The 25,674-nt window shown below is 56.9% G+C and carries 20 protein-coding genes; 13 read left to right on the top strand and 7 right to left on the bottom strand.

Annotated elements, in window-relative coordinates:
• Positions 1-78: 78 nt before the first annotated feature.
• Positions 79-612 (bottom strand): TRAP transporter small permease, encoded by a 534-nt coding sequence (locus tag J2S62_RS13020; RefSeq protein WP_310175447.1) that lies wholly within the window; start codon positions 610-612, stop codon positions 79-81.
• 653 nt (positions 613-1,265) lie between these two features.
• Here J2S62_RS13020 and J2S62_RS13015 point away from each other — a divergent pair.
• Both J2S62_RS13015 and J2S62_RS13010 read left to right on the top strand, forming a co-directional pair.
• Complete coding sequence (locus J2S62_RS13015; protein WP_310175444.1) at positions 1,266-2,432, top strand: thiolase family protein; 1,167 nt, start codon at positions 1,266-1,268, stop codon at positions 2,430-2,432.
• 161 nt (positions 2,433-2,593) lie between these two features.
• On the top strand, positions 2,594-3,697 hold the full coding sequence (locus J2S62_RS13010) for a CaiB/BaiF CoA transferase family protein (protein WP_310175441.1): 1,104 nt from the start codon (positions 2,594-2,596) through the stop codon (positions 3,695-3,697).
• Positions 3,698-3,784: 87 nt separating this feature from the next.
• On the opposite strand, the gene J2S62_RS13005 is transcribed toward J2S62_RS13010, so the two are convergent.
• The 5 genes from J2S62_RS13005 to J2S62_RS12985 form a co-directional block, all read right to left on the bottom strand.
• The gene (locus J2S62_RS13005; RefSeq protein ID WP_310175439.1) at positions 3,785-5,344 is read right to left on the bottom strand and encodes an AMP-binding protein; all 1,560 of its coding nucleotides are present in this window, start codon (positions 5,342-5,344) and stop codon (positions 3,785-3,787) included.
• Positions 5,345-5,489: 145 nt separating this feature from the next.
• Positions 5,490-6,587 carry a type 2 periplasmic-binding domain-containing protein gene (locus tag J2S62_RS13000; protein WP_310175437.1) on the bottom strand — a complete coding sequence of 366 codons (1,098 nt, stop codon included), beginning with the start codon at positions 6,585-6,587 and terminating at the stop codon, positions 5,490-5,492.
• Between the two features lie 492 nt (positions 6,588-7,079).
• Entirely contained in the window at positions 7,080-8,660 is a 1,581-nt protein-coding gene (locus J2S62_RS12995) for an AMP-binding protein (RefSeq protein ID WP_310175435.1), read from the bottom strand.
• Positions 8,661-8,701: 41 nt separating this feature from the next.
• Positions 8,702-9,982 (bottom strand): type 2 periplasmic-binding domain-containing protein, encoded by a 1,281-nt coding sequence (locus J2S62_RS12990; protein ID WP_310175432.1) that lies wholly within the window; start codon positions 9,980-9,982, stop codon positions 8,702-8,704.
• 255 nt (positions 9,983-10,237) lie between these two features.
• Positions 10,238-11,518, bottom strand: coding sequence for a type 2 periplasmic-binding domain-containing protein (locus tag J2S62_RS12985; RefSeq protein ID WP_310175430.1), 1,281 nt, complete (start codon positions 11,516-11,518; stop codon positions 10,238-10,240).
• A 296-nt stretch (positions 11,519-11,814) separates the two neighbouring features.
• Here J2S62_RS12985 and J2S62_RS12980 point away from each other — a divergent pair, with 296 nt between their 5' ends.
• From J2S62_RS12980 to J2S62_RS12945, 8 genes are all read left to right on the top strand, one after another.
• A complete protein-coding gene (locus J2S62_RS12980; protein ID WP_310175428.1) occupies positions 11,815-12,567 on the top strand; it encodes an SDR family oxidoreductase in 753 nt (250 codons plus the stop codon).
• Complete coding sequence (locus J2S62_RS12975) at positions 12,564-13,766, top strand: acyl-CoA dehydrogenase family protein (RefSeq protein WP_310175426.1); 1,203 nt, start codon at positions 12,564-12,566, stop codon at positions 13,764-13,766. Before J2S62_RS12980 ends, J2S62_RS12975 begins: the two co-directional genes overlap by 4 nt.
• On the top strand, positions 13,763-14,887 hold the full coding sequence (locus tag J2S62_RS12970) for an acyl-CoA dehydrogenase family protein (RefSeq protein ID WP_310175425.1): 1,125 nt from the start codon (positions 13,763-13,765) through the stop codon (positions 14,885-14,887). Before J2S62_RS12975 ends, J2S62_RS12970 begins: the two co-directional genes overlap by 4 nt.
• A 138-nt stretch (positions 14,888-15,025) precedes the next feature.
• The gene (locus J2S62_RS12965; RefSeq protein ID WP_310175422.1) at positions 15,026-16,318 is read left to right on the top strand and encodes an acyl-CoA dehydrogenase family protein; all 1,293 of its coding nucleotides are present in this window, start codon (positions 15,026-15,028) and stop codon (positions 16,316-16,318) included.
• Positions 16,319-16,485: 167 nt separating this feature from the next.
• The gene (locus J2S62_RS12960; RefSeq protein ID WP_310175420.1) at positions 16,486-17,757 is read left to right on the top strand and encodes a type 2 periplasmic-binding domain-containing protein; all 1,272 of its coding nucleotides are present in this window, start codon (positions 16,486-16,488) and stop codon (positions 17,755-17,757) included.
• Between the two features lie 421 nt (positions 17,758-18,178).
• Complete coding sequence (locus J2S62_RS12955) at positions 18,179-18,856, top strand: HAD family hydrolase (RefSeq protein WP_310175419.1); 678 nt, start codon at positions 18,179-18,181, stop codon at positions 18,854-18,856.
• Positions 18,857-18,886: 30 nt separating this feature from the next.
• The gene (locus J2S62_RS12950) at positions 18,887-20,110 is read left to right on the top strand and encodes an acyl-CoA dehydrogenase family protein (protein WP_310175416.1); all 1,224 of its coding nucleotides are present in this window, start codon (positions 18,887-18,889) and stop codon (positions 20,108-20,110) included.
• A 68-nt stretch (positions 20,111-20,178) separates the two neighbouring features.
• Positions 20,179-20,856 carry a TetR/AcrR family transcriptional regulator gene (locus tag J2S62_RS12945; RefSeq protein ID WP_310175414.1) on the top strand — a complete coding sequence of 226 codons (678 nt, stop codon included), beginning with the start codon at positions 20,179-20,181 and terminating at the stop codon, positions 20,854-20,856.
• An 80-nt stretch (positions 20,857-20,936) separates the two neighbouring features.
• Here J2S62_RS12945 and J2S62_RS12940 read toward each other — a convergent pair whose 3' ends face one another.
• Complete coding sequence (locus J2S62_RS12940; protein ID WP_310175412.1) at positions 20,937-21,713, bottom strand: SDR family oxidoreductase; 777 nt, start codon at positions 21,711-21,713, stop codon at positions 20,937-20,939.
• Between the two features lie 161 nt (positions 21,714-21,874).
• Here J2S62_RS12940 and J2S62_RS12935 point away from each other — a divergent pair, with 161 nt between their 5' ends.
• The 3 genes from J2S62_RS12935 to J2S62_RS12925 all read left to right on the top strand — a co-directional run bounded on the left by J2S62_RS12935 (position 21,875) and on the right by J2S62_RS12925 (position 25,606).
• Positions 21,875-22,876 (top strand): NADP-dependent oxidoreductase, encoded by a 1,002-nt coding sequence (locus tag J2S62_RS12935; protein WP_310175410.1) that lies wholly within the window; start codon positions 21,875-21,877, stop codon positions 22,874-22,876.
• Positions 22,877-23,172: 296 nt separating this feature from the next.
• Positions 23,173-23,988: an SDR family oxidoreductase gene (locus J2S62_RS12930; protein WP_310175408.1), complete on the top strand. Its 816-nt coding sequence runs from the start codon at positions 23,173-23,175 to the stop codon at positions 23,986-23,988.
• Positions 23,989-24,088: 100 nt separating this feature from the next.
• Complete coding sequence (locus tag J2S62_RS12925) at positions 24,089-25,606, top strand: class I adenylate-forming enzyme family protein (protein WP_310175406.1); 1,518 nt, start codon at positions 24,089-24,091, stop codon at positions 25,604-25,606.
• Positions 25,607-25,674 lie beyond the last annotated feature (68 nt).

Genomic DNA, 25,674 nt, shown 5'->3' with positions numbered 1-25,674 from the left:
GGGGTGGTACTAACGGGGGGTTTCCCAGTTTCGACGGTCATAGAGTTCTCCTGATGGGACCTAATAGGTTGAGTGATATCACTTGCTGGCTGTTTCTATATCGTCGGCGGTTTCGCTGACCAGTGGTTCTTCAGGATCGTCAGCGCGCCGAACCGCTACCATTTCAACGATGTAAAGTGCCGCAAGTAGTAAGAAGGTCAATGGGACGAGAAAATACACGGGCCATATGGTGACGTCCGTTACGCCCGCGGTCGCGCCAATTGACATCCGATGTAGAGCTTCTTCGAAACCAAACCAGGCCCAGAGGAGGCTGACACCGAATCCGAGTAACGCTGCGAACATTTTGTAAATGGCGGCGTTCCAGAAATTCATCTGTCCGGTGGCCAGTGTCACGGTGATGTGTTGCTTTTGCAGTTGGGCCGCAGGGATGCCCAGAAGGGCTACCAAGGGAAGGTACCAGTATTGCACCATCTCATTAGTGCCGTAGATCGGTGAACTAAAGAGAAAGCGGAGTACTGCGTGTGCCACGACGTGGAGCATCATTACGATCAATACCACGGCGGTAATGACCGAGAGCGTCCTATTGAGACGATCGTTGATTTTTGTTAACATAGCAGGCTCTCTTTGAGGTGTCTGAGTCGGTCGCAAAACCGCGACTTACATGTGCATTCGGTTATCTGAGTAATCCCACAACATACGTCACTCGAAAAGTAGTTAGCGCCTCACCTGAGGCGCCGGTACTGCCTGTTTTTCGAGTGGGTACATACGTAGCCTTCCGTCTGGTGCACCGCAGCCGGTAAATCAGCCTGCGTTTTGGGCTTTGCGGGGTGATGTTGATGCTGAGTGGCCCGGCGTTGTGCTGCATGCCCACTCAGCGGTATTGCAAGGCAGCTGCGGTCTGTCATATGAAGATGTGAGTACTCAAAAGGGCTCTGTGATCCTCTGGTCCCGTGAAAGTCCTCGAATAGCTCTCTCCTCCATATAACTGCGCATCCATGTGCAGAAGCCATGAGCTGCGTGACTTAGATTACATTTGAATTCGGGTCCGGTCAACGATCAGTTGCAATGCGTTTAAAAGACACGTCCAAGAGCGCTGGATTCGGGGTTCGACCTTGTCGCGTTTCTTCTTCAGCCTGGAAATTGGGGATGCGGTTTTACCTTCATGAGATCTCGTTAGAGCTGGTAGTATATGGTGAACTCAATCACACAATATATAATGTATTACTAGCAGTCGAATCAACATACTAAAATTTTGAGGAGTTCCTTTGGTTGAAGCAGTGATCGTAGATGCGGTGCGGACACCCGTTGGCAAACGTGGTGGCGCATTGCGGGACATTCACCCCGTGCAATTGGGCAGTCATGTTCTGAAAGGGCTGGCCGAGCGGAACTCGTTAGATCCTGCGCTTGTCGATGATGTCATTTTCGGCTGTGTCGTCCAGGTAGGGGAGCAAGCCGGCAATGTGGCTCGTTGGGCTGCCCTAGGCGCCGGATGGCCTGAAACAACTCCTGGCACCACGGTAGACCGAGCCTGCGGCTCGTCCCAGCAGGCTCTAACCTTTGCCATCTCATCGGTCGTCGCAGGTCATGCTGACATCGTGGTAGCAGGCGGTGTTGAGAGCATGACTCGCGTCCCCATGGGTACCAACCGGAACAACGGCCCCGGTAAGCCTTATGGCCCAGACATCGAAGCCCGGTATGGTCAGGACAGTTTTAGCCAAGGCGAAGGCGCCGAGATGATCGCCGAGCAGTGGGGTTTCACCCGCGAGCAGCTAGATCAGATGGCTCTGGACTCGCACGCTCGAGCGAAGGCTGCGACTGAACGGGGAGACTTCGCTGATCAGATCCTGCCGATCACTGGGCTCGATAAAGAAGGCAACGAGTTCCTCTTTAAAGAAGACGAAGGAATCCGGCCCGGAGGCACATTAGAGACTTTAGGCAAGCTCAAGACGGTCTTCCGCGATGATGGCGTCATCACCGCCGGCAACTCATCCCAGATCTCAGACGGAGCATCCGCAATACTCGTGATGTCCGCGGAAAAAGCCGAAGAATTGGGCCTCGAACCGATTGCGCGGCTCCACACTGCGGCTCTGGGTGGCGCTGATCCCATCACTATGCTCACCGCACCGATCCCGGCTACACAGAAAGCTTTGCAGAAGTCAGGGCTATCAGTTGATCAGATCGGCGTCTTCGAGGTCAATGAAGCCTTCGCGTCCGTGCCTGCGGCATGGCTATGTGAAATCGGCGCTGACCCAGCCCGGCTGAACCCCAACGGCGGGGCCATCGCTCTGGGGCACCCATTGGGCGGCTCAGGTGCGCGCATCATGACCGACATGATTCACTACATGAAACGTACCGGCACGCAGTATGGTCTGCAGACCATGTGTGAAGCCGGCGGCCAGGCCAACGCCAGCATTCTCGAATTGATGAACTAGGTTCAGACCGGCCAGGCTCTTCCGGCGTTCTGTCGGAAGAGCCGGCTCCATCCGATAACCACACTGGCGAGCGTTGTCGACACCCACTACCGCTCCCGGCCAAAAGAATTTAACCGCATTAGAACTTAACGGGAAGTATTGAGAGATTCTTAGGAGACAATTTGTCTAATCAACCAGAAGCCTACTCCGCAGGCCGGGGCCCGTTAACGGGACTCAAGGTCGTTGAGCTCGGCGCTATCGGACCGGTGCCCCTTGCGGGAGCAATGCTGTCAGACCTCGGTGCCGACGTTGTGTTGGTCGAGCGACCGGGCGCAAAAGAGCCGAATCAAATAACCGATATCGTCCGACGAGGTCGCCGCGTTGTTCAGCTTGATCTGAAAGACGAAGCTGATCGAGCACGCCTCATCGAATCGCTGAAAACCGCCGACGTATTACTCGAAGGCTTCCGCCCCGGAACCATCGAACGGCTGGGGTTGGATCCAGAGGTGTTGCTGGAAAATAACCCGCGCCTGATCATTGGACGGATGACCGGCTGGGGCCAGTATGGTCAACGTTGCGCCGACGCTGGACACGATATCAACTACATCTCGCTGACCGGCCACCTGTCAGCCATTACTGACCCCTCCCAACGTCCTGCTGTCCCGCTCAACCTTGTGGGCGACTACGGCGGAGGGACCATGTTCCTACTGCTGGGGGTCCTGTCAGCACTTCACGAGCGCTCCACCTCAGGTCGGGGTCAGGTCATTGACTCGGCCATGGTTGACGGAGCAGCCATGCTCGGGCTGCAGATCTGGTCGATGCGTGGAATGGGGAGCTGGACTGACACACCATTCTCGAACCCGCTTGACGGCAGCGCCCCGTGGTACGGCGTCTATGAAACCCGCGATGGCCGTTATATGGCAGTTGGTTCCATCGAACCGCAATTCTATGAACTGCTACTAGAGGGTCTCAACGTCAAAGACATCGCACCCGACCGCGCTGACAAAGCCAATTGGCCCCGGTTGAAAGAAATCTTCGCCGAGCGATTCTTGACCGAGGACATGGCACACTGGACTTCAGTATTTGCCGGTACCGATGCATGCGTCACTCCAGTCCTGACCTACGAAGAAGCTCTCCAGGACGGGCACATGCGCTCGCGGCATACCTTTACAGAACTTGGCGGCGTGCCTCAACCCGCACCTGCGCCACGCTTCTCTCGCACCCCCGCATCCACTCCTGAATGGCCGCCGCAGGCGGTTGGAGAAGGGACCGACTTCTGGTCCTAAGAACCCGAGATTGAAAGCGTCCCCGGTCGGTGAGATCACTCACCAGCCGGGGACGCTTCGTCTCTCAGACGTGGTCTTCGCGATACCTTATGTTCGAGGTGTCGAGGATGATAATTGTGGGGAATCAACGTCGCGATCGCTGACGAGCTGGCGCAATGTTGTCTTCTGAATCTTGCCGATGCCGTTTCGGGGAAGGGCCGGTTGAATGATGAGATCTTTCGGCAGCTTATAGCGGGCGAGGTCTCCCTCACAGAAGTCGCGGATCTCTTCCAGCGTGGGCGGTTCGTTGTGATCGTGCGGCACGACAATTGCCACCGGGATTTCTCCCCATTTGTGATCAGCTCTTCCCACAACGGATACTTCGGCGATTTTCGGGTGCCATGCGATGACGTTTTCTAGTTCGGCGCAGTAGATATTTTCTCCACCGGATACGATCATGTCCTTGACTCGATCGACCACGTAGAGGAAGCCGTCCTCATCCTTGCGGACTAAGTCACCAGAGTGGAACCAACCGCCAGCGAAGGCTTCGGCCGTTGCCTCCTCGTTGTTCCAAAACCGACTCATTACGCCCGGCCCTCGGTAGACGATCTCACCGACCTCATTGACGGGAACATCGTTCATTTCGGCATCCACGATTCGTATCGCGAAATTGCGATTGGCCTTGCCGACGGATCCAAGTTTGCGCAGCGAGTCTTCGTGTCCGAGAGAAACACCGCTAGCGGTGGTTTCTGTCTGGCCGAACGCCGCTTGTGAGATGGCGTCAGGGAAGGTGTCGCGTAATGCCGTGAGTAACTCTTCGGTGGCCGGTGCGGCACCCCAGTTGTAGAACCGCAGATTCAATTTTCGAGATTTGCGGCGTTGTTCGTCCACGATCATCTGCCATTGGGTGGGAACCCCGAACGTGTGAGTGACACGGTGTGCTTCCATCAGATCCAACATTTCTGCGGCATCGAATCCTGTTGATGGCGGGATAATCGCGGTCACCGCGTTGGCGATACTGGTTGTGAAGACGCTGAAAGCCGAGATATGGAACATCGGGGACGGGATGAGAACCGAGTCCTCACCGGGCACGTAGCCCCATGATATAGACGAGTTCGTGGTCGCAGACAGGAAGTTCATGTACGAAAGGACTGCGCCTTTGGGGCGGCCTGTGGTACCGGAGGTATACATAATGGCTCGGTCATCGTGTAGATCGCAGATCACCGGCTCTGGGACCTGGGGGTCATGGCCCGGTGATGTGGTCTCGGCCAGATCCAGGACGGGGGTCGATCCAGCGGCTGCTCTCGTGACCTCAGAGCGCTCTGCATCGGTAACCACAATGGTCGGCTCACAGTTGCCGAGGATATATGCGATTTCACCTACGGAGAGCCGAAAGTTCACGGGCACGATGATGGCACCCAGGTAATTGACCGCGTAGGTGAGGATGGGAAATTCGACGCAGTTGCCGGCCACAATCGCCACGCGATCGCCGCGGGTGATGCCGACGTCGGCTAAGCGAGTAGCTGTTTGCTGCACTCGTTGGAGGAGTTCGCCGTACGTAACGGTGGTTTCTCCCACCAGAGCCGGATGGTCCGGCAGTTCGTAGGCGTGGCGATAGATGTCAGCGGTCGGGAGTTGGGTGCGGGCCAGTTTGAATTCAATGGTCACTGAAGTTCCTTCGTCGTTCCTCGGATTATGCGTAGGCGTTGTAGCTCAGAAAGGCAAGATATTGTTCCGGCCGACTTGGGAACAGAAGTGGCCGGTTCGTCAGGTTCCTAGGAGAATCGTGACGAACCGGCCGCTGCCCAGAGCGTTACTGTGGGCGGTGGGGGAGTGCAGCGTCTTCGAACAGTGCCTGGCTTACCGGGCGGAAGTCGACACTGCCTTCTTCATACCACTCGTCGAGTTCTGCCAGGCTGCCGCCGTCCTCATACCCGAGTTCTTCGACAATGCCAGTCCATTTTTCTTCAAGCTCTTGCATTCGATCACGGATGCCCTGATCGAGGCGACCTTCAGCAATCATCTCGTCGACGAGCTCCTCTTGAATTTCTTGGATGCGTGCTTCCGCGTCGGGTTCAAAAGTTGAGACTTCCCCGCCGGCATCGTTCAGATCGTGAACCATCTGAAGGGCGGCATCCATTGTGGCAACCAAGTTGCCATGGAAGTGGTCGATTTGCGCATCGAATATGATTTGCTGATATGCCAGTGGTAGGGATTGGAAGCCAGAGCCGGCGATATTTCCGGATGTTGCCGATCCCGTCATGCGTCGATCAGAAAATATCCCGAGATAAGGTGCGGCTTCCATAATGCCTACCCCTCCGGCGACTTGCGGTTGAGTGAAAGTACAGTCGACAGTACCTCGCTGGATGGCTTCGAAGAGCTCGTTATATGCCATCGATACGCCTGTGGCGCCGATGCCCTCTGCAATGGCACTGTGTGCGCTTCCGGCGATGCGCATTTGTCGACCGTCCCAATCTTCAAGACTCGTTCCAGGCTGGCCACAGGCCGTGTAGTAGTCGCCGGAGCTCATCATTGGAGAGAGCGGCACGAGGCCCTTATCCGAGTATTCTGCTAGCAACTCATCACTATTCCACCCTAGGTCGCTCATCATGGCCGCCGAGACAACTTCACCGACCAGTGGGCTGGGTGCAGAATAGTGCGTCAGTTTGCTGAAGGAGTCAGCCACCGGATACTCATCCGGCTGATAGATCGTAGCGACGAAAGCGATGTCGATACGACCATCAGCAAGGGCAGCCTCTATCTCACCGTGATCGGCAATCGACTGGCCCCAAGCGACCTCGAAGTTGATTTTGCCCTCGGAGCGCTCTTCGATAGCTTCGACGAAAGCGTGTGCATTAGCGGCATTTGGCGTATTTGGAGACGCAGCGCCGGGTTGATACGTCAGCGTCACTGGCTCGAGGTCGGCTATAGCTTCGCTAACCTCTTCCTGTGATGCCCCGTATTCGAAACCATCTCCCGCTTCTGCGCTTGCACCACCACCCGCAGAGCCGCCGCAGCTTGATAGCAATAGTGCTGCGACCGCGCCGAAAGAGACAGTAGCAAGCGATCTCCGTGTTCGAGGAGCCCTATTTTTAAATGGCATGGGTACGGCCTTTCAGGGGAGGGTTATACAAATGAAGAATGAGAGAGTCACCGGGATATATAGGCGACCGATCGATCGCTAGCTTATCTGTGATTAGTGCCACAGGTCAAGATATATTCTGGCGAGAATACTGCATTATGCGCTAAGGGGTTGAACATGTCCGTGGAACATCGCTGCAGACGAGTAAATTCTCCGGGCGAATCAACTGCTTGGCGCAGTTTCACCAGGACTAAGAAAGAGCTCTGGTCGACCTCAGCAAGCGGGACCGACCAGAGCTTAAGCGTGCGAGAACGGCAGTCGTTACCCGATAGCCCGGGCCATGCCTTCCCAGTGTGTGGCACGTAAGACTTTCTTATCGATCTTGCCGAATGGCGTCACGGGTAGCTCAGGGACGAACTCAACGGTTTTCGGGCGAGCGTATCCGGCCAGCTTGTTCCGGCAGAAATCGATCAACTCGTCTTCTGTTAATGTCTCAGACGATGTCCCGGCCTCAGGTTCTCGAAGCACAACAACAGCGTGAACCGCTTCGCCCCAGTCATCGTGTGGGATACCGATAACAGCCGCCTGCGAAACCTGCGGGTGCTTGGACAGTACGTCCTCTACCTCACGGGAATAGACGTTGAACCCGCCCGAAATGATCATGTCATTGCGGCGGTCTTTCAGGTAGACGTAGCCTTGCTCGTCCATGGTGCCCATGTCACCTGTTCGCACCCAATCGCCCCAGAACTTCTCGGCGGTAGCCTCAGGGTTGCCAATGTACTCGGTGAGCGCGAAGGGCGTGAGCACACTGATTTCTCCGAGTTCACCAGGTGGCAGCGTATTGCCGTGGTCATCAGTGACTCTGACCTCGGTGAATAGCGAAGGGTTCCCGCACGACGTCAGCAACTCCGGGCGGTCTAGGTCATGGTCGAGCTTCGACAGTCGGGTGCAGAACTGTGGCGCTTCGGTCTGGCCGAAGAGCTGAATGAAGACCTGGCCAAAGACTTTCAGCCCGTGTTCCAGGCGGGTCGGTGACATAGGAGCGGCGCCATAGAGAACGGTACGTAGTGCAAGCTTCGGGATTTCGGGCAATTCGTCAATGACATCGAGCACCCGATAAATCATCGTCGGCACCATGAACGTCCAGGTGATGTCATCATGCATCAGCAACTCAACTGTGCGATGTGCGTCGAAGGAGTCGAGAATCCGAATATTGGCACCACGTGCGATGCCAGCCTGCATGAGTGCCCCACCGGCATGAGCCAGCGGAGACATCACAAGCATCCGTTCTCCGACGCCGATCTCTGCCTCGATCATCTGGATATACAACGCTGCGGCAGCAGACCGGGCCGAGTGTGAGACGGCCTTCGGTTTCCCGGTGGTCCCACCGGTGAAGTTGATGCTGGAACGAGAGTTCGGGTCTCGATGATGAACCGTGTCGCGGCCGTCAACTTCCGGGCCCGGCGGGTCAACGTGCGCGATCGAGCCCGGGATCCGTCGCCCTTGAGGGTCGGACAACTGAATGATGGTTATGCCGTGATTCTCGCCGAGCTGCTCGAGGAGAGCGGTGCCAAGGTCGAAATCGGTGACGACAACCTTGGCACCGGCATAGTTGAGTTGGTACACGACGGTATCGATAGCTGACATGTAATTGGCGGGGGTGCGTACCGCGCCCATGCGAGCAATTGCGGAATCCACTACTGCCCATTCGGCGCGGTTGCCTGCGAAGATACCAACCACGTCATCATTTCCGATGCCGAGGTCGCGAAGCTGGTCGATGGTTGCATCTGACCAGGTCCATATCTCCTTGTAGGTAAATTCCCGGGTGTCCTCGCGCAACGCGGTGAGGTTACTGTGAACGCGGAAGGAGTGCTCGTAAATCTCTCCGGGGGTCGTAAACATAGTTCTCCGATGTTCTAATGTGAATGAATCAGTTTGGCCAATTACTCCGGGCGGTGGGCGAGCGCGGTGTCTTCGTAGACACGCTGGGCCATAGCGTCAAAGTCGTAGTCGTCTGCGTTCCACCATTCATCGAGGTCTTCGAAGTCCCCTTGATCGACGATGCCGGTCTCCTCGGCGACGGAGCTCCATTTCTCGGCGGAGGCTTGGACTCGCTCGGCGATATCATCACCTAGTTGTCCGTTTTCGATGACTTCAGCAAGTTGCTGCTGGTGAGTTTCGCCGATGATTTCTTCAGTCTCTTCGTCGAACTGTTCGATATTGCCGTCGGCTTCTTTCGATTGGCGCACGGACTCGGCATTACCGTTTGCGGTGAGTTCAACTACGCCCGTGTATGAGGCTTGAGAGGCATCAAAGATAATCTGCTGGTAGGCCAAGGGGAGGTCATCGAAGCTCGAGCCAGCCAGTTCTGCGCCAACCGCACGTGAAGACATGCTGTAATCGTCAGAGCTGTAGCCAATATTAGGCGCGACTTCGAAGAGCCCTGCTTCAGCTGAAGGAATGAGCTGAGCGAAGCTGCAGTCGACAGTACCGCGTTGCAGAGCCTCATACACTTCGACATATTCCATGGAGACAGGGGATGCCCCAAGAGCATCAGCGACTCCGTGATGAGCAGTGCTCGCCACTCTGATCTGACGGCCATTCCAGTCATCAGCAGACACACCTTCATCAGCGCAAACGGAGTAATAACCGCCCGAGGCAATGATGGGGGTCAGTGGTGTGACGCCCTGCGCTGCATACTCCTCGAGTAGTGATTCAGACTGCCAGCCGATGTCGGTTGATACGGCGTTGTAGATTGCCTCGCCTGCTACAGGGGAGATTGGTAGACCGCCCAGGGCGGTTGCTGCAGCATCGAAGGAAGGGTAGTCGCTCGGGTTGTAGATGGGTAGCGCGTAGGCCAGATCGAGGCGGCCGTCCGCTAATGCGTCATCAACCTCGTCATAACCGGCGATTGCCTGTCCCCAGATGATCTCGATTTCAATTTGTCCGTTCGAGCGTTCTTCAATGTAATCTGCGTAGTTCTCGGCAAACGGGGCCATGATGGAGTTTGGTGATGCGGCGGCCGCCTGGTAGTTCAAGGTCACCGGTTCCAGGTCGGCGATTATTTCATTGACTTCCTCTTGTGGCGCTCCAAATTCGAAGCCCGCTGATTCGGAATCAGCTTCAGCGTTGTTCCCGCCTCCGCCGCACGCTGATAGGAACAGTCCGGCGGTGGCCATGATACCGACGATTTTGGCCGTTCTGAGTGTCCTCTGATTTGTCATAAATGTATTCTCTCGGTGTTGGAGTTTCGAACCCGGCAGGGGGATAACAGAAAAATTCCCAAGGAAGGTGACGCCGGGTGATGAGTGTGATCTACCTCTCAGTATCACATACTATAAAGGCGGAAAGATAAAGTCTGCAATCGCTGGGGTGAGTTAAATTTCTTGGGCTACCCTCACACAGCCGGATCTGGCCGACACCTCTTCTGAGGGGTCGGCCAGAGGGCGAGTAGGGAGCTTCAGGGTATCGAAGAGGTTTTATTCTGGACGGTGGGCAAGTGCACTGTCTTCAAAAACGCGTTGACCAAGCGCTTCAAAGTCGTAGTCGTCGGCGTTCCACCATTCGTCGAGGTCTTCGAGGGAACCTTGATCTTCAATGCCGATTTCCTCCGCGGCGGAGGTCCACTTGTCAGCGGCCTCTTGTACGCGTTCGCCGATGTCCTCGCCGAGGATGCCGCTTTCAATGACCGCCTCGAGCTGCTGTTGATTCGTTTCGCCGATGGTTTCTTCGGTCTCACTGTCGAACTGTTCGATCGTGCCGTTGGCCTCTTTGACCTGGCGTACTGCTTCAGCATTCCCACTTGCGACAAGCGGAACGCCGGCGGCAAATCTAGCCTGGGAAGCATCGAAAATGATCTGCCGATACGCCAGAGGAAGATCATTGAAGCTTGCGCCAGCCAGCTCGGCGCCTACAGCGCGCGAAGACATGCTGTGGTCATCGGAGCTGTAGCCCACGTGGGGAGCGACTTCGAGAAGTCCCGCTTCGGCTGAAGGAATCAGCTGGGCGAAACTGCAATCGACCGTGCCGCGCTGCAATGCTTCGTATACTTCGACGTACTCCATAGACACTGGTGAAGCTCCGATCGCTTCGGCTACACCGTGATGGGAGGTGCTTGCCACCCGGATCTGACGGCCGTTCCAGTCTTCAGCAGAAACGCCTTCATCGGCGCAGACTGAGTAGTAGCCGCCAGAGCTGACGATAGGTGTTAGGGGAGTAACGCCTTGCGCCTCATATTCTGCAAGTAACGACTCGTTCTGCCAACCGATGTCCATCGAGACCGCGTTATAGATGGCTTCACCCGCGACCGGGCTGACGGGGAGTCCTGCCAGTGCGGTCGCTACGGCATCAAAGGATGGGTAGTCATTGGGGTTATAAATCGGAAGCGCGTAGGCCAGATCAAGGCGACCATCGGCCAAGGCATCGTCAACCTCTGGGTAATCGGCGATAGCCTGACCCCAGATAACGTCGAGGGTGATCTGGCCGTTCGAGCGTTCCTCGATGTAGTCGCGATAAGACTCCGCGGCTGCTGCCATGAGAGAGTTTGGTGAAGCTGCCGAAGCTTGGTAGGTCAACTCGACGGGCTCCAAGTCAGCAATCACCTCATTGACTTCTTCTTGCGGTGCGCCGTATTCGAAGCCTGTCTCTTCCGCATCGTTTGCAGCATTGCCTGCCTCACCGGCGCATGCTGTTAGGAGCAGTCCGGCAGCTGCGATCATACTGAGGGTTTTGACCGTTCCAGTCGTTCTGTGTTTCGTCATAAATGTACGCTCTCGTCGTGGTTTTCTAGGCGATGACCTGAGGAAACAGACGTCTCCAAGAAAGAGTTGCTCAGGTTCTGTGGTGTGATTTCCCTCTCAGCATCACACCCTATATTCAACAAAAAATAAAGTGTGCGCGCCCCGTAGGTGGCAGAATCGTGTCCTGCGTTACAACAAGAGCTAGTTTCTGCGCCTTGCGTGACGCGCTGAGCTGCAGCTAGTGACATACGACACGTTTGAGGGTATTGTGGCATCGGTGCCAGACCGATCACTCACTCAGTAGGAGAGACACCTTTATGACAAATCGCACTGCGATCGTTACTGGCGGGGCGCGCGGAATCGGCGCTGCAGTCAGTGAACGGTTTGCCGCCGATGGTATGAAAGTCGGCATTATCGATCTCAATGAGAACGAGGCTCAAGAGGTCGTTGAGCGCATTCAGCGTGCGGGCGGTGAAGCCATCACGGTCGCCGCCGATATCACCGATGAGAATGCTTCCGAGCAAGCCGTGACCCAAGTGGCCGAGCAACTTGGACCTCCCACAGTCTTGGTCAATAATGCCGGGATCTTGAAAGATAACTTGCTATTCAAGATGCCCGTGCACGAGTTCCAGGCCGTCCTCAGCGTTCACCTGACCGGGAATTTTCTAATCACCAAGGCCTGTCAGAAGTACATGGTGGAAGAGAACTTCGGTCGGATCATCTCCATGTCGTCGACTTCGGCATTGGGCAATCGCGGCCAAGCCAACTACGCGGCCGCCAAAGCCGGGATCCAAGGCATCACAAAGACTTACGCTTTTGAGCTCGGCAAATTCGGCATCACGGCCAATGCCATCGCACCGGGTTTTATCGAAACTGACATGACACGTGCCACCGCCGAACGGCTCGGCACATCTTTTGAAGAATTCACAGCGGCTGCCGCCCAGAGCATCCCTGTGCAGCGAACCGGACGCCCCGAAGACGTTGCCCACACGGCTTCCTTCCTGGCAAGTGAAGAAGCAGGGTTCGTATCCGGTCAAGTTATCTACGTAGCAGGAGGACCAAAAAATTGAGTACCACCGATATTGAGCAAGAGCTCACCACTGAACAACAAGCGGTGGTCGACGCTGTCAATGCGGCAGCCGCCGCGACGACAGCTGAGATGTCCGATCAGGAAAAGTACGGGGTCCAGTTTGACCACGGCCTCGCCTGGGTAAACTTCCCCGTTGGTGACGGTGGACTAGGTGTCTCAACAAGTCTGCGCGAATTCGCAGCTGACCAAATGACCAAAGCTGGTCTGCAGCCGCCGCCGCGGGGTAGCAACACCATTGGTTTCGGAATGGCCGCCCCGACGATCGTGGCCTACGGCAACGAAGAACAGCGTGCTGTACTCCGCAAGATCTACACCTTAGAAACCATCTTCTGCCAGCTGTTTTCTGAACCCGGTGCGGGCTCTGACCTCGCGGCTGTCGCGACTCGTGCGGTGCGCAATGAAGACGGATACCTCATCAATGGCCAGAAAGTATGGACCTCCTCGGCCCATAACGCCGACATGGCGATCCTGGTAGCACGCACTGACACCGAGGTCCCGAAGCACCAGGGGCTCAGCTACTTCCTGCTTGACATGCATGCCCCAGGGGTCGAGGTTCGAGGGCTGCGTCAGATCACTGGTGAAGCGGAATTCAACGAAGTCTTTTTGACTGACGTCCAGATCCCCGCAGGCTACATGCTCGGTGAACCGGGCCAGGGCTGGAAAATTTCTAACACCACTCTCAACAACGAACGCGTGGCTATCGGGGGTGGCAATCCGCGTGAAGGCGGCATGATCGCCCAGGTCGCCAAAACCTGGCGGGACAATCCCGAATATCGCGACCCGCTGCTGCATGACGAACTCGTCCGCCTCTGGGTAGAAGTAGAGGCGTCTCGCATGATGAGCGAGCGACTCAGCCAGAAACTCGCGGCCGGTCAGCCGGGACCCGAAGGATCGGGCGCGAAACTCGCCTTCGCGACCAACAACCAACTCTTGTCCGGTTTGGAAATCGCGCTCAGTGGTGTTGATGGCCTGCGCTACGACACGTATGAAATGCGTCGTCCCGTCGAACACTCCATGACCGGGCGCATCCCCGGGTACCGCTACCTACGAGCCAAGGGCAACTCAATCGAGGGCGGCACGAGCGAAATTATTCGAAACATTATTGCAGAACGAGTTCTTGGTCTTCCAGGTGAACACCGGGTCGACAAGGACGTGGCTTTCAAGGATCTCCCTAAATGACAGATATTGACCTGCTCCCAAGCGAAATCGAAGAGGACCTGCGAGACAGCATTCGCAGTCTTCTTGAGTCGAAAAGCGACAGCGCTTTTGTCGCAAGTCTTTACGACGACCCCGATACCGACACTTCTGCACTCGACGCTGCGTGGGCTGAGGAACTCGGGCTGGCAGCTCTGTTAGTTCCTGAGGAGCTTGATGGAGCTGGCGCCACGATCTCCGAGGCCGCAGTCGTCTCGGAGGAAATTGGCCGCGCCGTTGCGCCGGTTCGGTTCTTTTCCTCCGCTGTCGTTGCCACCACCCTGGCAGTTAGGCTGGGTGCCACTGAACTCGTCGAGCGGTTAGCAGCTGGCGAAGCGTTCGCTGCGGTTGCCTGCCCGGCGACCTCTGCCACACTAGATTCGGGCGTCACCGTGGTCGAGTCTGGGGAAGATGCCGTGGTCAACGGAACGGTCCCAGGCGTGATCGAAGCAGCCGGTGCCGATGAACTGATCGTCGTCTCCGGTAGTGGCGATGACACTATCGTTGCCTCGGTCGCTGCCGCTGATGCGAAGGCCGAAGCGTTCCTGACCCTCGACCAAAGCCGTCGCTTAGCCGATGTGACCTTTGCTGATGCACCAGCTCGTGTCCTTGGGCGCGGCGCTCAAGCAGCCGATGCCGTGCGGGCAGCGACCGTTATCGGACGGACGATCCTGGCGGCCGAGCAGTACGGGGTGGCGCAACGGTCGTTCGACCTGGCGCTGGACTACATCAAGGAACGTCGCCAGTTCGGTCGAACCATCGGTTCCTATCAGGCGATCAAACACCGGATGGCCGATCTCTGGCTGGCGGTGTCGCAGGCCGGTGCAGCCGTGACCTACGCTGCCCGGGTTGCCTCGGCATGGCAGGCGGGCGAAGAAACCATTGAAGAAGCAGAACTCTGCTCCTTGGTGGCCGGATCGTACGCGTCGACCGTGGCCGTCAATGCCGCCGAAGAAGCGCTACAGATGCACGGTGGCAACGGTATGACGTGGGAATTTCCACTGCATCTCTACCTGAAGCGTGCCAAAGCAGATGAGCTGATCCTTGGCCACGCTGCAGCGCAGCGACGCCAACTGGCGCCCCTCATTGACATCACCCTCGACTAGCACAACAACGTATTTTGAAAACTTTTGTGCCACATCGTCTGTGAGTTTTTCACGGACGGAAAGAAACACCGGATGGTCGCGACATACGCCACCATCGCCGCAGCAGAGGCTCGGCCCGAGCTAAGGAGAATAACGCAATTGCAGACTACAACTGAAGACAAACTTGTGGGCGACAATCAGGACGGGATGGGTGACCTCACTCCGCAAGACACACTAAATGACTTGCGGATGTCGGATAAAGCCGTACCGCTGTTGAATCACGTGAAGCGGTTCATCAAAGAAACTGTCGACCCGATGTACGAAGAGTTTCAGAAACTCGGCGAGGGACACACCGACCGCTGGAGCTTCGCTCCCGGGCAGCTTGAGGTTCTTCAAAAAGCCAAAGATAAGGCAAAAGAAGAAGGCCTGTGGAACTTCTTCTTACCGGACTCCGAAACCGGTGAAGGTCTTTCGAACCTCGACTATGCCTACATCGCCATTGAACTCGGCAAAAGCCCGTTGGCGTCGGAGACGATGAACTGCTCCGCGCCGGACACCGGGAACATGGAAGTCCTTGAACGCGTTGGTACACCAGAACAGAAGGAGCAGTGGCTACAGCCGCTGCTCGATGGTGAGATCCGCTCTGCCTACGTTATGACTGAACCGAACGTGGCGACTTCTGACGCTAAAAATGTCTCGACCACGGCAGTGCTAGAAAACGGCGAATGGGTCATCAACGGAGAAAAACACTACATCTCCGGTGCCGGCGATCCACGATGCAAAATTCTCATCATGATGGTCAAGACCAACGACGGGGACGATCGTAACCGCAACCACTCGCAGATCCTGGTGCCAATGGACACCCCAGGTGTCGAGATTGTCGGCCCGATGCAGGTTTTCGGTGAGGACCATGCACCAAGAGGCCACATGCACATGCGCTTCAACAACGTGCGGGTACCGGAATCCAACATGCTGCTGGGCGAAGGTCGAGGCTTCGAGATCTCACAGCTGCGATTGGGCCCTGGACGCATTCACCACTGCATGCGCACCATCGGTAAGGCCGAAGTTGCTTTGGACTACATGGTCAAGCGCGGTAACTCACGTACTGCGTTCGGTCAGACACTCTCGAAGCTGGGTGGCAACCTTGAGAAAATCTCGCGCGCTCGCATCGAGATCGAATCGATGCGCCTGCTAGTACTCAAGGCAGCCAAGGCCATGGATGTACTAGGTAACAAAGAAGCCCGAGTCTGGGTTTCGATGGCCAAGGCGGCAATTCCAGAGAAAACCTGTCAGATCATTGACCAGGCGATCCAGATCCACGGCGCGTACGGTATGTCGCAGTTCACGCCACTGCCAGAACTGTACGCGGATGTGCGTCATCTGCGTTTCGCCGATGGCCCGGACGAGGTTCATCACATGGTGGTCGGCCGCCACGAAATTTCGCAACACTAACTCCTACACCTTGGAGTAACACACACTGAGAGCGCGCGGGTGACGAAAAATATTCGACACCCGCGCGTTCTTTTTTATTGACGGCCCGTTGGCTATATCCAACTCATCACTTTTTGATTCAGAAAATTCCAGCGATGCATCGGCCATCCTGGAATGAAAGAGGAAATATGCGAAAATTTCGTAATGCAGTCCCAATAGCTCTGGCGGCAAGCTTGGGGTTAGTCCTAAGCGGTTGCTCTGGGGCTGGCGCCGAGGAGCAGTCTGATGGCGAGCAGGGGTTTGAATTTGGAGCTCCGCAAGAAGAAGTCGACGAACTGATTGCCGATTTAGAACCGGTGACGTTGACTTATCAGCCTTCCGCTGGCTCTCCGAACTCTGTCCTTGCGCAGAGCACGCACGCTTTTGCAGAAGCGGTCGAGGAACGTTCAAACGGTCAGATCACTCTAGACATAGCGTATGGACAAGCGATCGCTGGGTATGGAGAAGTGATCGACGCGTTAAACGATGGCCGCATCGATATTGCGACCCATCTGCCGGTATACGAACCCAGTGATTTCCCTACCTATGATGCACTAGCAACCTCTATGTCCGGGCTACCGATTTCTCCTGTTGTGGGTGAAGCCGTACATGCTGCAATGGCAGCTGAACTCGGTGAGCAAAGCGACGGACTACGCGCCGAGTTCGAAGCCCAAGGTGTCACCCCCATCGCCCCGCTTATGTCTGCTGGAGGCTATTACGGTCTATGCAATTCGGAGGACACATCCGCTTCTGACTGGGCAGGGAACCAGACCCGAGTTGCCAGTACCGCTCATCACGCGGTGGTCGAAAATATCGGAGCCACACCGGTCTCCCTGGAATGGGTGGAAACATTCGAGGCCTTACAGCGAGGCACCGTCGACTGTTCAATGGCGCAGCTGCACTCTTCATCCGAAGGTGGCGTGCCAGAAGTCGCGCCCTACATTATTTATACGTCAGACGAGAACTCCATGTCCTCGCGGACAGTTGCAGCCGAATTAGCTGGCCCAAGTTTTAATGAATTGCCGCTGGCTTATCAGCAGATCATTTATGATGCGCGATGGGTCGAAGGCAATGCCAACGCATTGAACTCTTCGATAGATGGTATTCAACAAGCTGTCATACAGGCCAAAGGTGCTGGTGGCGCGGTCGTACCGTTCGATGACGAGGTGGATCAAGCTATCGGGGAAGCGAATGAAGAGTTGCTAGCTTCGGTTCGCGAAACCGGCTTGGTGTCCGAGGAACTGCTTGACTCGATCCCAGAGTTGGGTGAGGAATGGGAGAGCCGGGTTCAGGAGCTCGGTTATGAAGACGCCGGTGACTTTGAAGAACTCGACGAGTGGTGGGAACCCGGCGAAGTAGACTTCACGGAACTTACCGAAGCAATCTACACCGAGGTAGGTCTGCAGAACAGGCCGAAATAAGGACAGTTCTCCTACCCGCTCGAAGATAGGGGGCTTCAGGTTCTATCAATTCGAACCTGAAGCCCCCTTATTGCAGGAGCCCGAAATGCTTCCGCTATCTAATTCTGTGCAGCTTCCGCGAACGGGTACAGACGGTGCATCTCCATAACCAACGGTCGATGCCAACGCCTTCACACCGATGTACTTTCAGGACTCTTAGAGGTGACAAATGAAGGAAGCATATCTTCTGGAGCGTTACAAGTAGCATCTCGGTCCCCGCCGCAAGGGCTGACACCAGAATGGTGCAGGTCTTTTGCCAGTATGCCTGGATACGCCTCGCTCTGAACCGGCGCACTGTCTCCGCTCAACTTACACTTGAATATGAATTAGGGTTCAAGTAGTCTCCTCGTAGGATATTCGGTATCGACGAAGGGTTGCAGCTATGGATTCGTCAGCGTTCGACACACAATCGGGCGGGGCGAGTCCGCCCTCCGCGTTGCTCATCGATTTCGGCGGGGTGCTCACCAGTTCCGTTCTGGACGCTTTCCGAGCGCTCAGTGTAGATCTGGGCTTAGCGCCCGAGACAGCGTTGAATGTGCTCAGCACCAATGAAGAAGCGCGGACAGCGCTGATTGAACACGAGGTCGGACGCCAGGAGGAAGAGGAATTCGAAAAGGCCTTCGCAGCGGCTCTGACCGAGGCTGGTGGCAGGGTTGAGCCTCAGGGTCTATTGGCCCGCTTTGACGGGTATCTGGACTTGGAAGAAACGATGATCGAGGCAGTGATGGAGGTGCGCCGTCGCGGGGTGCCAGTAGCACTCGTTTCCAACTCACTCGGACGCGATTGTTATGCCCGAATCGACCTGGACGAACTCTTCGACGTGAGCGTGATATCCGGCAAGGTCGGAGTCCGCAAACCATCACGACGGATCTATCGCATCGCCTGCGAACAACTTGGTGTCGCTCCCGAAGAGTGCATCTTAGTAGATGATCTGCAAAACAACCTCGACGGTGCAGCCAGACTCGGCATCCGAGGGGTCCTCCACCGGACCGCGCCGGAGACAATAGCGCGTCTGGAGGAGCTTCTCGCGCTCCCCGTCGGCCCCACTACCCCCAGATGAAATCTGACTAACTCACCAGGAACGGACACCATGTTAGAACTAAGTGAACGCGGTCAAGAATACCGTGACAAGCTGCTCAGCTTTATGGACGAGCACATCTACCCTGCGGAACCGGTCTACCGGGAACAGATGGACGCGTCCGGCGATCCAAATCATCAGCCTCAGATCCTTGAGGACCTCAAGACCGAGGCGCGTGAGCGGGGGCTGTGGAATCTCTTCCACCCGGATCCCGAATGGGGTCCAGGCCTCACCAATCTTGAGTACGCGCACTTGGCCGAGATCACCGGTCGGAGTCTTGAAATCGCACCCGAGGCCATCAATTGTAATGCGCCAGATACCGGCAACATGGAGGTCCTGAGCCTGTTCGGTACCGAAGAGCACAAGGAAAAGTGGCTGCGACCGCTGCTCAACGGTGAGATCGCTTCAGGTTTTGCGATGACCGAGCCCCAGGTCGCTAGTGCGGACGCGACGAACATCGAAACCTCAATGGTTCTTGACGGCGATGAGTACGTCATCAACGGGCGCAAGTGGTGGACCTCTAACGCTTTACATAAGAACTGCAAGGTGCTGATCGTCATGGGTAAAACCGACCCAGACGCTTCGACTCACCGTCAACAGTCAATGATGGTCGTGCCAATGGACACCCCCGGGATTAAAGTCATCCGCGGACTGCCGGTCTTTGGCTATCAGGACCGCGAGGGCCACGCAGAAATCGTTTTTGACAACGTCCGCGTGCCCCGTGAAGCGCTACTCGCAGGAGAAGGCGATGGCTTCATGATCAGCCAGGCCCGGTTAGGGCCCGGGCGAATCCATCACTGTATGCGAGCCATCGGTGTCGCCGAGCGGGCTTTGGATATGATGATCGATCGCGCACAATCGAGAGTTGCTTTCGGGGAGCCGATCGCAAACCGTGCCAACATTCAAGACTGGGTGGCCGAAGCACGTATCGATATAGAAATGGTCCGGTTACTGACCCTCAAAACCGCCTATCTCATGGACACGGTCGGGAACAAGCAGGCCCGTACTGAGATCGCAGCGATTAAAGTAGCGGCGCCCAATGTCGCCCTGCGCGTGCTGGACAGGGCAATTCAGGTACACGGTGGCGGAGGTGTGAGCGATGACTTCCCCCTGGCCATGTGGTATGCACACATGCGGACTCTTCGGCTCGCCGACGGGCCGGACGAGGTCCACAAGATGACCATCGCCCGTCGTGAGTACCGCCGTCGCTGCCCAGACTGGGGCAAGAAGAAATAATCAATTGCCCCGGCGCTCGCTTCACGCTTGAGGCCGAGTAGGAGAACAGGAATAGTAGAATGACCGTTATGTCTGATGAGAACTCTGCAGGCGATGTGGTTCCGGACCTCGTCGACCCCTTGAAGCTAGGACCCCAGCCGCAAACCGCCCGGGGTAAACGCACCAGGGATGCTCTCATCGCAGCGGCCCGAACCATTTTCGAACGGGATGGTTATCTGGACTCAAGGCTCGTGGATATTGCCGAAGAGGCGAAGTGCTCGATCGGCAGTTTTTACACCTGGTTTGACAGTAAAGACGTGATCTTTGCGGCTGTCCTCCACGAAGCACAAAACGATATGCTCCACCCCGGTACGGGGATGATTGAGCGAACCGATGACCCGGTGGCCATCATCGATGCCAGCAACCGAGCATATTTCGAGGCCTATAGCCGTAATGCACGACTGAACCAGTTGCTCCAGCAGGTCTCTTGGGTTGATCCGCGGTTCCGGGCGTTGCGTAAGGCCCGTTCGGACGCCTTCGTCAGCCGCAATGCGCGTGCGATCGCAAGCCTGCAAGAGCGCGGTTTGGCAGATCGTCAGGTGGATGCTGAAGTAGCGGCAATGGCGCTCTCCGGCATGGTCTCGCGTTTGGCAACTGATGCTTTTCTTTTCGACCTCGAGCACGACATTGAGGTGCTTGTCGAGACCGCAACACGTCTGTGGACGAATGCCCTCGGTCTGACCGAACCGGAGCTACGCCCGAGCTGATTAGCGAGCCAATATCAAACACGTAAGGGCCCGGAGTTGTCGACTCCGGGCCCCTATGTGTTGGTAAATTTCAGATCGGATCAGCGGGTGATGTTCGCCCCGCCGTCCACGGTTAATGTGCTACCGACCACGTAGTCGCCCGCGCTGGAAGCCAGATAGACCGCAGCTGCAGCCATATCCTCAGGGCTGCCGATACGGCCCGATGGGATTCGGGCGGCGACCTCGGTGGCCTCGTCTCTGGCTGCCTTATTCATGTTCGATGCAAAGGCCCCGGGGGCGATCGCGCTGACGACAATCCCTTGGGGTGCCAGCTCGGCTGCCATCCGTTTGGTCAGATGGGTTATGCCGGCCTTGCTTGCATGATAAGAGTATGTCTCTAGTGGGTTGAGCGATAGTCCGTCGATTGAACCGATGTTGATGACTTTGGCGAGGTGTCCGTTGCGCTCGCGGGCGGTCAGCAGGAGGTCTTTGGCTTGTTGGGTGAGGAAGAAGGGGGCCTTGACGTTAAGGTTCATGACCTTATCCCAGCCAGACTCGGGGAACTCGTCGAATGGTTCAGCCCAAGCCGCCCCGGCGTTGTTGACGAGTATGTCTAGCCGGTCCTCATACTCTCGGAATGCTGAGAGAAGTTCTTCGATCCCGTCGAGGGTGGAGACGTCGGCGGGCAACGCGACGCAGTGTCCGAGTTCGGAGAGCTCCGTGGCTGTGGCTTCGGCTGCCTCCGCCTTTCGGGCAGAAATGTACACCCGTGCTCCCTGGCTGAGTAGTCCCTCAGCTATCATCCGGCCAATACCTCGGGAGCCTCCGGTGACAAGGGCTACGCGACCTTCAAGTGAAAACAAGGAACTCAAGTCCATGGCGATCCTTTGCGAGAGAATTGTGATTGATACCACCCTGCAGCCTAACATGAATGCAGGTTCAAGCATCACTTGAGGTCGAATTCAAGTTAAGGTTAGGCTGATCCTATTCTCTGACCCATTCGGGTCTATAACCGCCCCTATCGATTTTGGGAGATTTCATGAGTTGGTCCTCGCAGGAAGTCCGTCTGGCACAACGTCCTTTGGGTTATCCGGATTCAGAAACGTGGGAAATTGCCGACGTAGAAGTCGGTGAGCCCGGCCCCGGCGAGTTCGTGGTCAACCTCGAGCTCATCTCGTTGGATCCTGCGATGCGGGGCTGGCTCAATGATGTCCGCTCCTATGCACCACCTGTCGGGATTGGCGAAGTCATGCGAGCATATGGCGCCGGTACCATTGTGGCCTCACAGCATGACCACTATGCGGTCGGTGACGTCGTCAGCGGCACTTTCGGAGTGCGTGAGTATGCGGTCTCCGACGGCCACGATGTCACAAAGCTGGATCTCGACGTGGCGCCAATGGCCACCTGGCTCGGTGCACTCGGTATGCCCGGGATGACCGCGTATTTCGGGCTCGAGGAGGTCGGGCGCGTCCAGCCGGGGCAGACGGTGTTGGTCTCGGCTGCAGCTGGGGCGGTGGGTAGCATCGTTGCCCAGCTTGCCAAAGCCAAGGGGTGTCGTGTTATCGGCGTGGCAGGCGGCCCCGAGAAGGTGGCGTGGCTACAAGAGGTCGGGCTTGACGAGGTGATTGATCGCAAGGAGGGGGATCTCATCCGCCAGGTCCGACGCGCGGCACCCGACGGAGTCGATTTCTACTTCGACAATGTCGGCGGTGAGATGCTCGACGCTGCACTCGCGAACCTCGCCTTCGGTGCTCGGATCGCGCTGTGTGGAGCCATTTCGGCATACAACGAAGAGAAGCTCCCAGAAGGACCGCGGCGATATATGGCGCTTTTGGTCTTTCGTGCCACGATGCAAGGGTTTCTCGTGACGGATTACAAAGATCGTTATGACGAGGCGGTGGCCGAAATCTCTCAGCTTATTGCCCAGGATCGAATCGTTGCCACCGAGACCATACTGGACGGTGGGGTGACCACGTTCCCGGACGCTTTGCTGGGGCTCTTCAGTGGAGTCAATACGGGCAAGCTGCTCCTGAAAGTCTGATCGCACTGGGTGAGACATGCGGCGCGTAGCTGCTTGCTCTACGTTCACTTACGGGCTCTGTGCAACATAGATTTCACGAGATTTTATTCTTGAACCTGAAAACACATTCAAGTATGGTGTGATTGATCGCACATCACCACTGAAGCATTACCGGCCAGGGCCCAGCAGCGGGTTGCGCTAGCCCGCAGCCGAACGCTTTATCGACATCACTACCGCAGCCTTATTTGAAAATGAGTGCGCGCATTCGCTACGGGGCAGGTCAGCCGACCCATTCTGCAGCCGACAGGAGAAAACTTATGGACGTCAAAAATAAAGTGGCTATCGTAACCGGTGCTGCCGGGGGAATCGGGGCAGCCATTGCACAGCGACTCCTTGAGGCCGGGGCGAAAGTGGTGATCTCGGATCTTGATGCGCAGCGCCTACAGGCAACAGCAGACCGTTTAGCCAATGAAATCGACCCCAAGAGGGTTATAGCGGTCGCCGGGGATGCAGCCGCTACTGAAACTATCACGCGGCTGATCGAAGCCGCCGAGGGACATCTGGGGCCGGTTGATATATATTTCGCCAACGCCGGAGTAGGTGACGCCAGCGGACTGGACGCCGACGATGCACAGTGGCAACAGGCTCTCGAAGTCAATCTGATGGCCCATGTGCGGGCCGCGCGAAAGCTCGTGCCTGCGTGGTTAGAGCGGGGGAGCGGTTACTTTGTCAGTACGGCCTCGGCTGCAGGACTGCTCACTCAAATTGGCTCGGCAACGTATTCTGTGAGTAAGAACGGGGCCGTTGCCTTCTCGGAATGGCTTGCGGTGACCTACGGGGCGCAGGGGATCGGCGTCAGCTGCCTGTGTCCAATGGGAGTAGACACCAACATGTTAAATGGTGGCAACCAAAATGATGGCACAGCGCGAAAGACTACTTCGGCGGTCACAAGTGCCGGTGAAGTGCTTGATCCGCTGGTCGTGGCCGACGAGGTATTGAAGGCGCTCGCCGATGAGACTTTCCTGATCCTTCCCCACGAGAGCGTGCAAGAATTTCGTCGACGTAAGGTGGCTGACCCGGACCGGTGGATTCGTGGAATGCAGCGCTACGCGGGCTCTTTGGTCCATGGGTGACCGCCCGAATATTAGCTTGAGCGCCCACCAGTAACTACAGCCTGAACCGCTACCCTCACGAACTCTCCAGGGGTACGTGCCACCACGAGGAGCAAAATTCATGACTAACGCAGCACATCTTGTGTGGGGCCACGCAGTTTCGAGCCCCAGCCGGCTGGCGCTCCGCGAGGGCGAGCGCGAATGGACCTTCGAACAGTTACGCGCAGCCATCACTGATTGCATGACCCAGCTGCGCCAACGCGGGGTGGGTCGAGGGGATCACGTACTCGTGGTCTTGCCGACAAGTGCTGAGTTCGTCATTGCCTACCACGCCCTGCTGGCCCTTGGAGCCACGGCGGTAACTGTCAACACGCTTTCGACCGTCCGAGAACTGAACTACTTCCTTGCAGACGCTGAATGCACCCATGTAATCGGGTGGCACGAGAGTCAGACCGCAGTGACAGAGGCCGCCGAACAGGCGGGTTTGGAGGCCTGGATTCTTCGGCCGGAAGCCGTGGGCTCCACCGATGAGGTCTTGGAACTTGCGGAGGTCAGTAGTGATGACGCTGCAGTGCTGCTGTATACCTCTGGCACGACTGGTAGCCCGAAGGGTGCCGTGCTGACCCATCGCAACTTACTGGCCTGTGGCAAAGCCCTGAGTACCGCGCTGGAAGTCACCGCGGATGATGCAATGGGCACCGCCCTACCCTTGTTCCACGTCTTCGGACAGGCGGCAGTGATGTTCACGGTCTATTCGGTAGGGGCCAGCTTGACGCTGCTGCGTCCGTTTGACGGCGCGGCCCTACTGGAACTGGCGGCCCGACACTCGTTGACGGCCGTGGCAGGGGTCCCGACGATGTGGAACGCGATGCTACATGCGGATACGAAGGTCACCCGTGAAGATTTGTCTGCCCTTCGGCTGGCCAGCTCAGGCGGTGCCGCGCTCCCGCTCAAGGTCGCCGAGGCCTTCAAAGAACGTTTCGGTGCCCAGGTGCTCGACGGGTACGGATTGAGCGAGACCACGGGTGCGACCACGTTCAGCTCTCCCGATAATCCTCGCAAAGAGATGAGCGTCGGACGAGCAGTCCCCGGAGTGGACATCGCGATACTCGACGATCATGGGCAGCCGCTGCCACCCGGTGAAAGTGGAGAAGTCGCAGTCGCCGGACCGGTGGTGATGCGCGAGTACTGGAAGAAACCAGACAAGACTGCGGAAGTCTTCCACAATGGTTGGTTTCTCACGGGCGACATTGGTCGGATGGACGAAGACGGCGACTTATGGATCGTCGACCGTAAGAAGGACCTCGTGATCCGAGGTGGTTACAATGTGTACCCGCGAGAGATCGAGGAAGTCCTATATGCTCACCCCGCGGTCCTTGAGGCAGCCGTGATTGGTGTGTCTGACGAACGCTTAGGCGAAGAACTCGCCGCAGTTGTGGCACTGCACCCCGGGCAGGAACTCGAACCTGAGGAATTGCGAACATGGCTCGAGGAGCGGCTTGCTGCCTACAAGGTGCCGCGTATCTATCAACAAGTGGATGCGCTCGTGAAAGGTGCGACAGGCAAGATTCTGAAGCGGAAAATCGACCGGGAAGCCATCGCCACTTCCGGCGCCCGCCCATCTCGTGTCACGAGGTGACCCAGCTGAAAGCTAGCACTGGGTGAGGGGTGCACCTGCGCTACAAAGATATACTCGCCACCCGGCTG

The organism is Enteractinococcus fodinae (genome assembly GCF_031458395.1).
In the GTDB taxonomy this organism is placed as follows: domain Bacteria; phylum Actinomycetota; class Actinomycetes; order Actinomycetales; family Micrococcaceae; genus Yaniella; species Yaniella fodinae.
This window is presented reverse-complemented; position numbering and strand designations above follow the sequence as displayed.

Excerpts from the sequence above, each read along its gene's own strand:
- J2S62_RS13020 (WP_310175447.1), bottom strand. The coding sequence starts at position 612 with ATGTTAACAAAAATCAACGATCGTCTCAATAGGACGCTCTCGGTCATT.
- J2S62_RS12950 (WP_310175416.1), top strand. The coding sequence starts at position 18,887 with ATGTTAGAACTAAGTGAACGCGGTCAAGAATACCGTGACAAGCTGCTC.
- J2S62_RS12980 (WP_310175428.1), top strand. The coding sequence starts at position 11,815 with ATGACAAATCGCACTGCGATCGTTACTGGCGGGGCGCGCGGAATCGGC.
- J2S62_RS12945 (WP_310175414.1), top strand. The coding sequence starts at position 20,179 with ATGTCTGATGAGAACTCTGCAGGCGATGTGGTTCCGGACCTCGTCGAC.
- J2S62_RS12960 (WP_310175420.1), top strand. The coding sequence starts at position 16,486 with ATGCGAAAATTTCGTAATGCAGTCCCAATAGCTCTGGCGGCAAGCTTG.
- J2S62_RS12995 (WP_310175435.1), bottom strand. The coding sequence starts at position 8,660 with ATGTTTACGACCCCCGGAGAGATTTACGAGCACTCCTTCCGCGTTCAC.
- J2S62_RS12985 (WP_310175430.1), bottom strand. The coding sequence starts at position 11,518 with ATGACGAAACACAGAACGACTGGAACGGTCAAAACCCTCAGTATGATC.
- J2S62_RS12925 (WP_310175406.1), top strand. The coding sequence starts at position 24,089 with ATGACTAACGCAGCACATCTTGTGTGGGGCCACGCAGTTTCGAGCCCC.
- J2S62_RS12930 (WP_310175408.1), top strand. The coding sequence starts at position 23,173 with ATGGACGTCAAAAATAAAGTGGCTATCGTAACCGGTGCTGCCGGGGGA.
- J2S62_RS12990 (WP_310175432.1), bottom strand. The coding sequence starts at position 9,982 with ATGACAAATCAGAGGACACTCAGAACGGCCAAAATCGTCGGTATCATG.
- J2S62_RS12955 (WP_310175419.1), top strand. The coding sequence starts at position 18,179 with ATGGATTCGTCAGCGTTCGACACACAATCGGGCGGGGCGAGTCCGCCC.
- J2S62_RS12970 (WP_310175425.1), top strand. The coding sequence starts at position 13,763 with ATGACAGATATTGACCTGCTCCCAAGCGAAATCGAAGAGGACCTGCGA.
- J2S62_RS12940 (WP_310175412.1), bottom strand. The coding sequence starts at position 21,713 with ATGGACTTGAGTTCCTTGTTTTCACTTGAAGGTCGCGTAGCCCTTGTC.
- J2S62_RS12935 (WP_310175410.1), top strand. The coding sequence starts at position 21,875 with ATGAGTTGGTCCTCGCAGGAAGTCCGTCTGGCACAACGTCCTTTGGGT.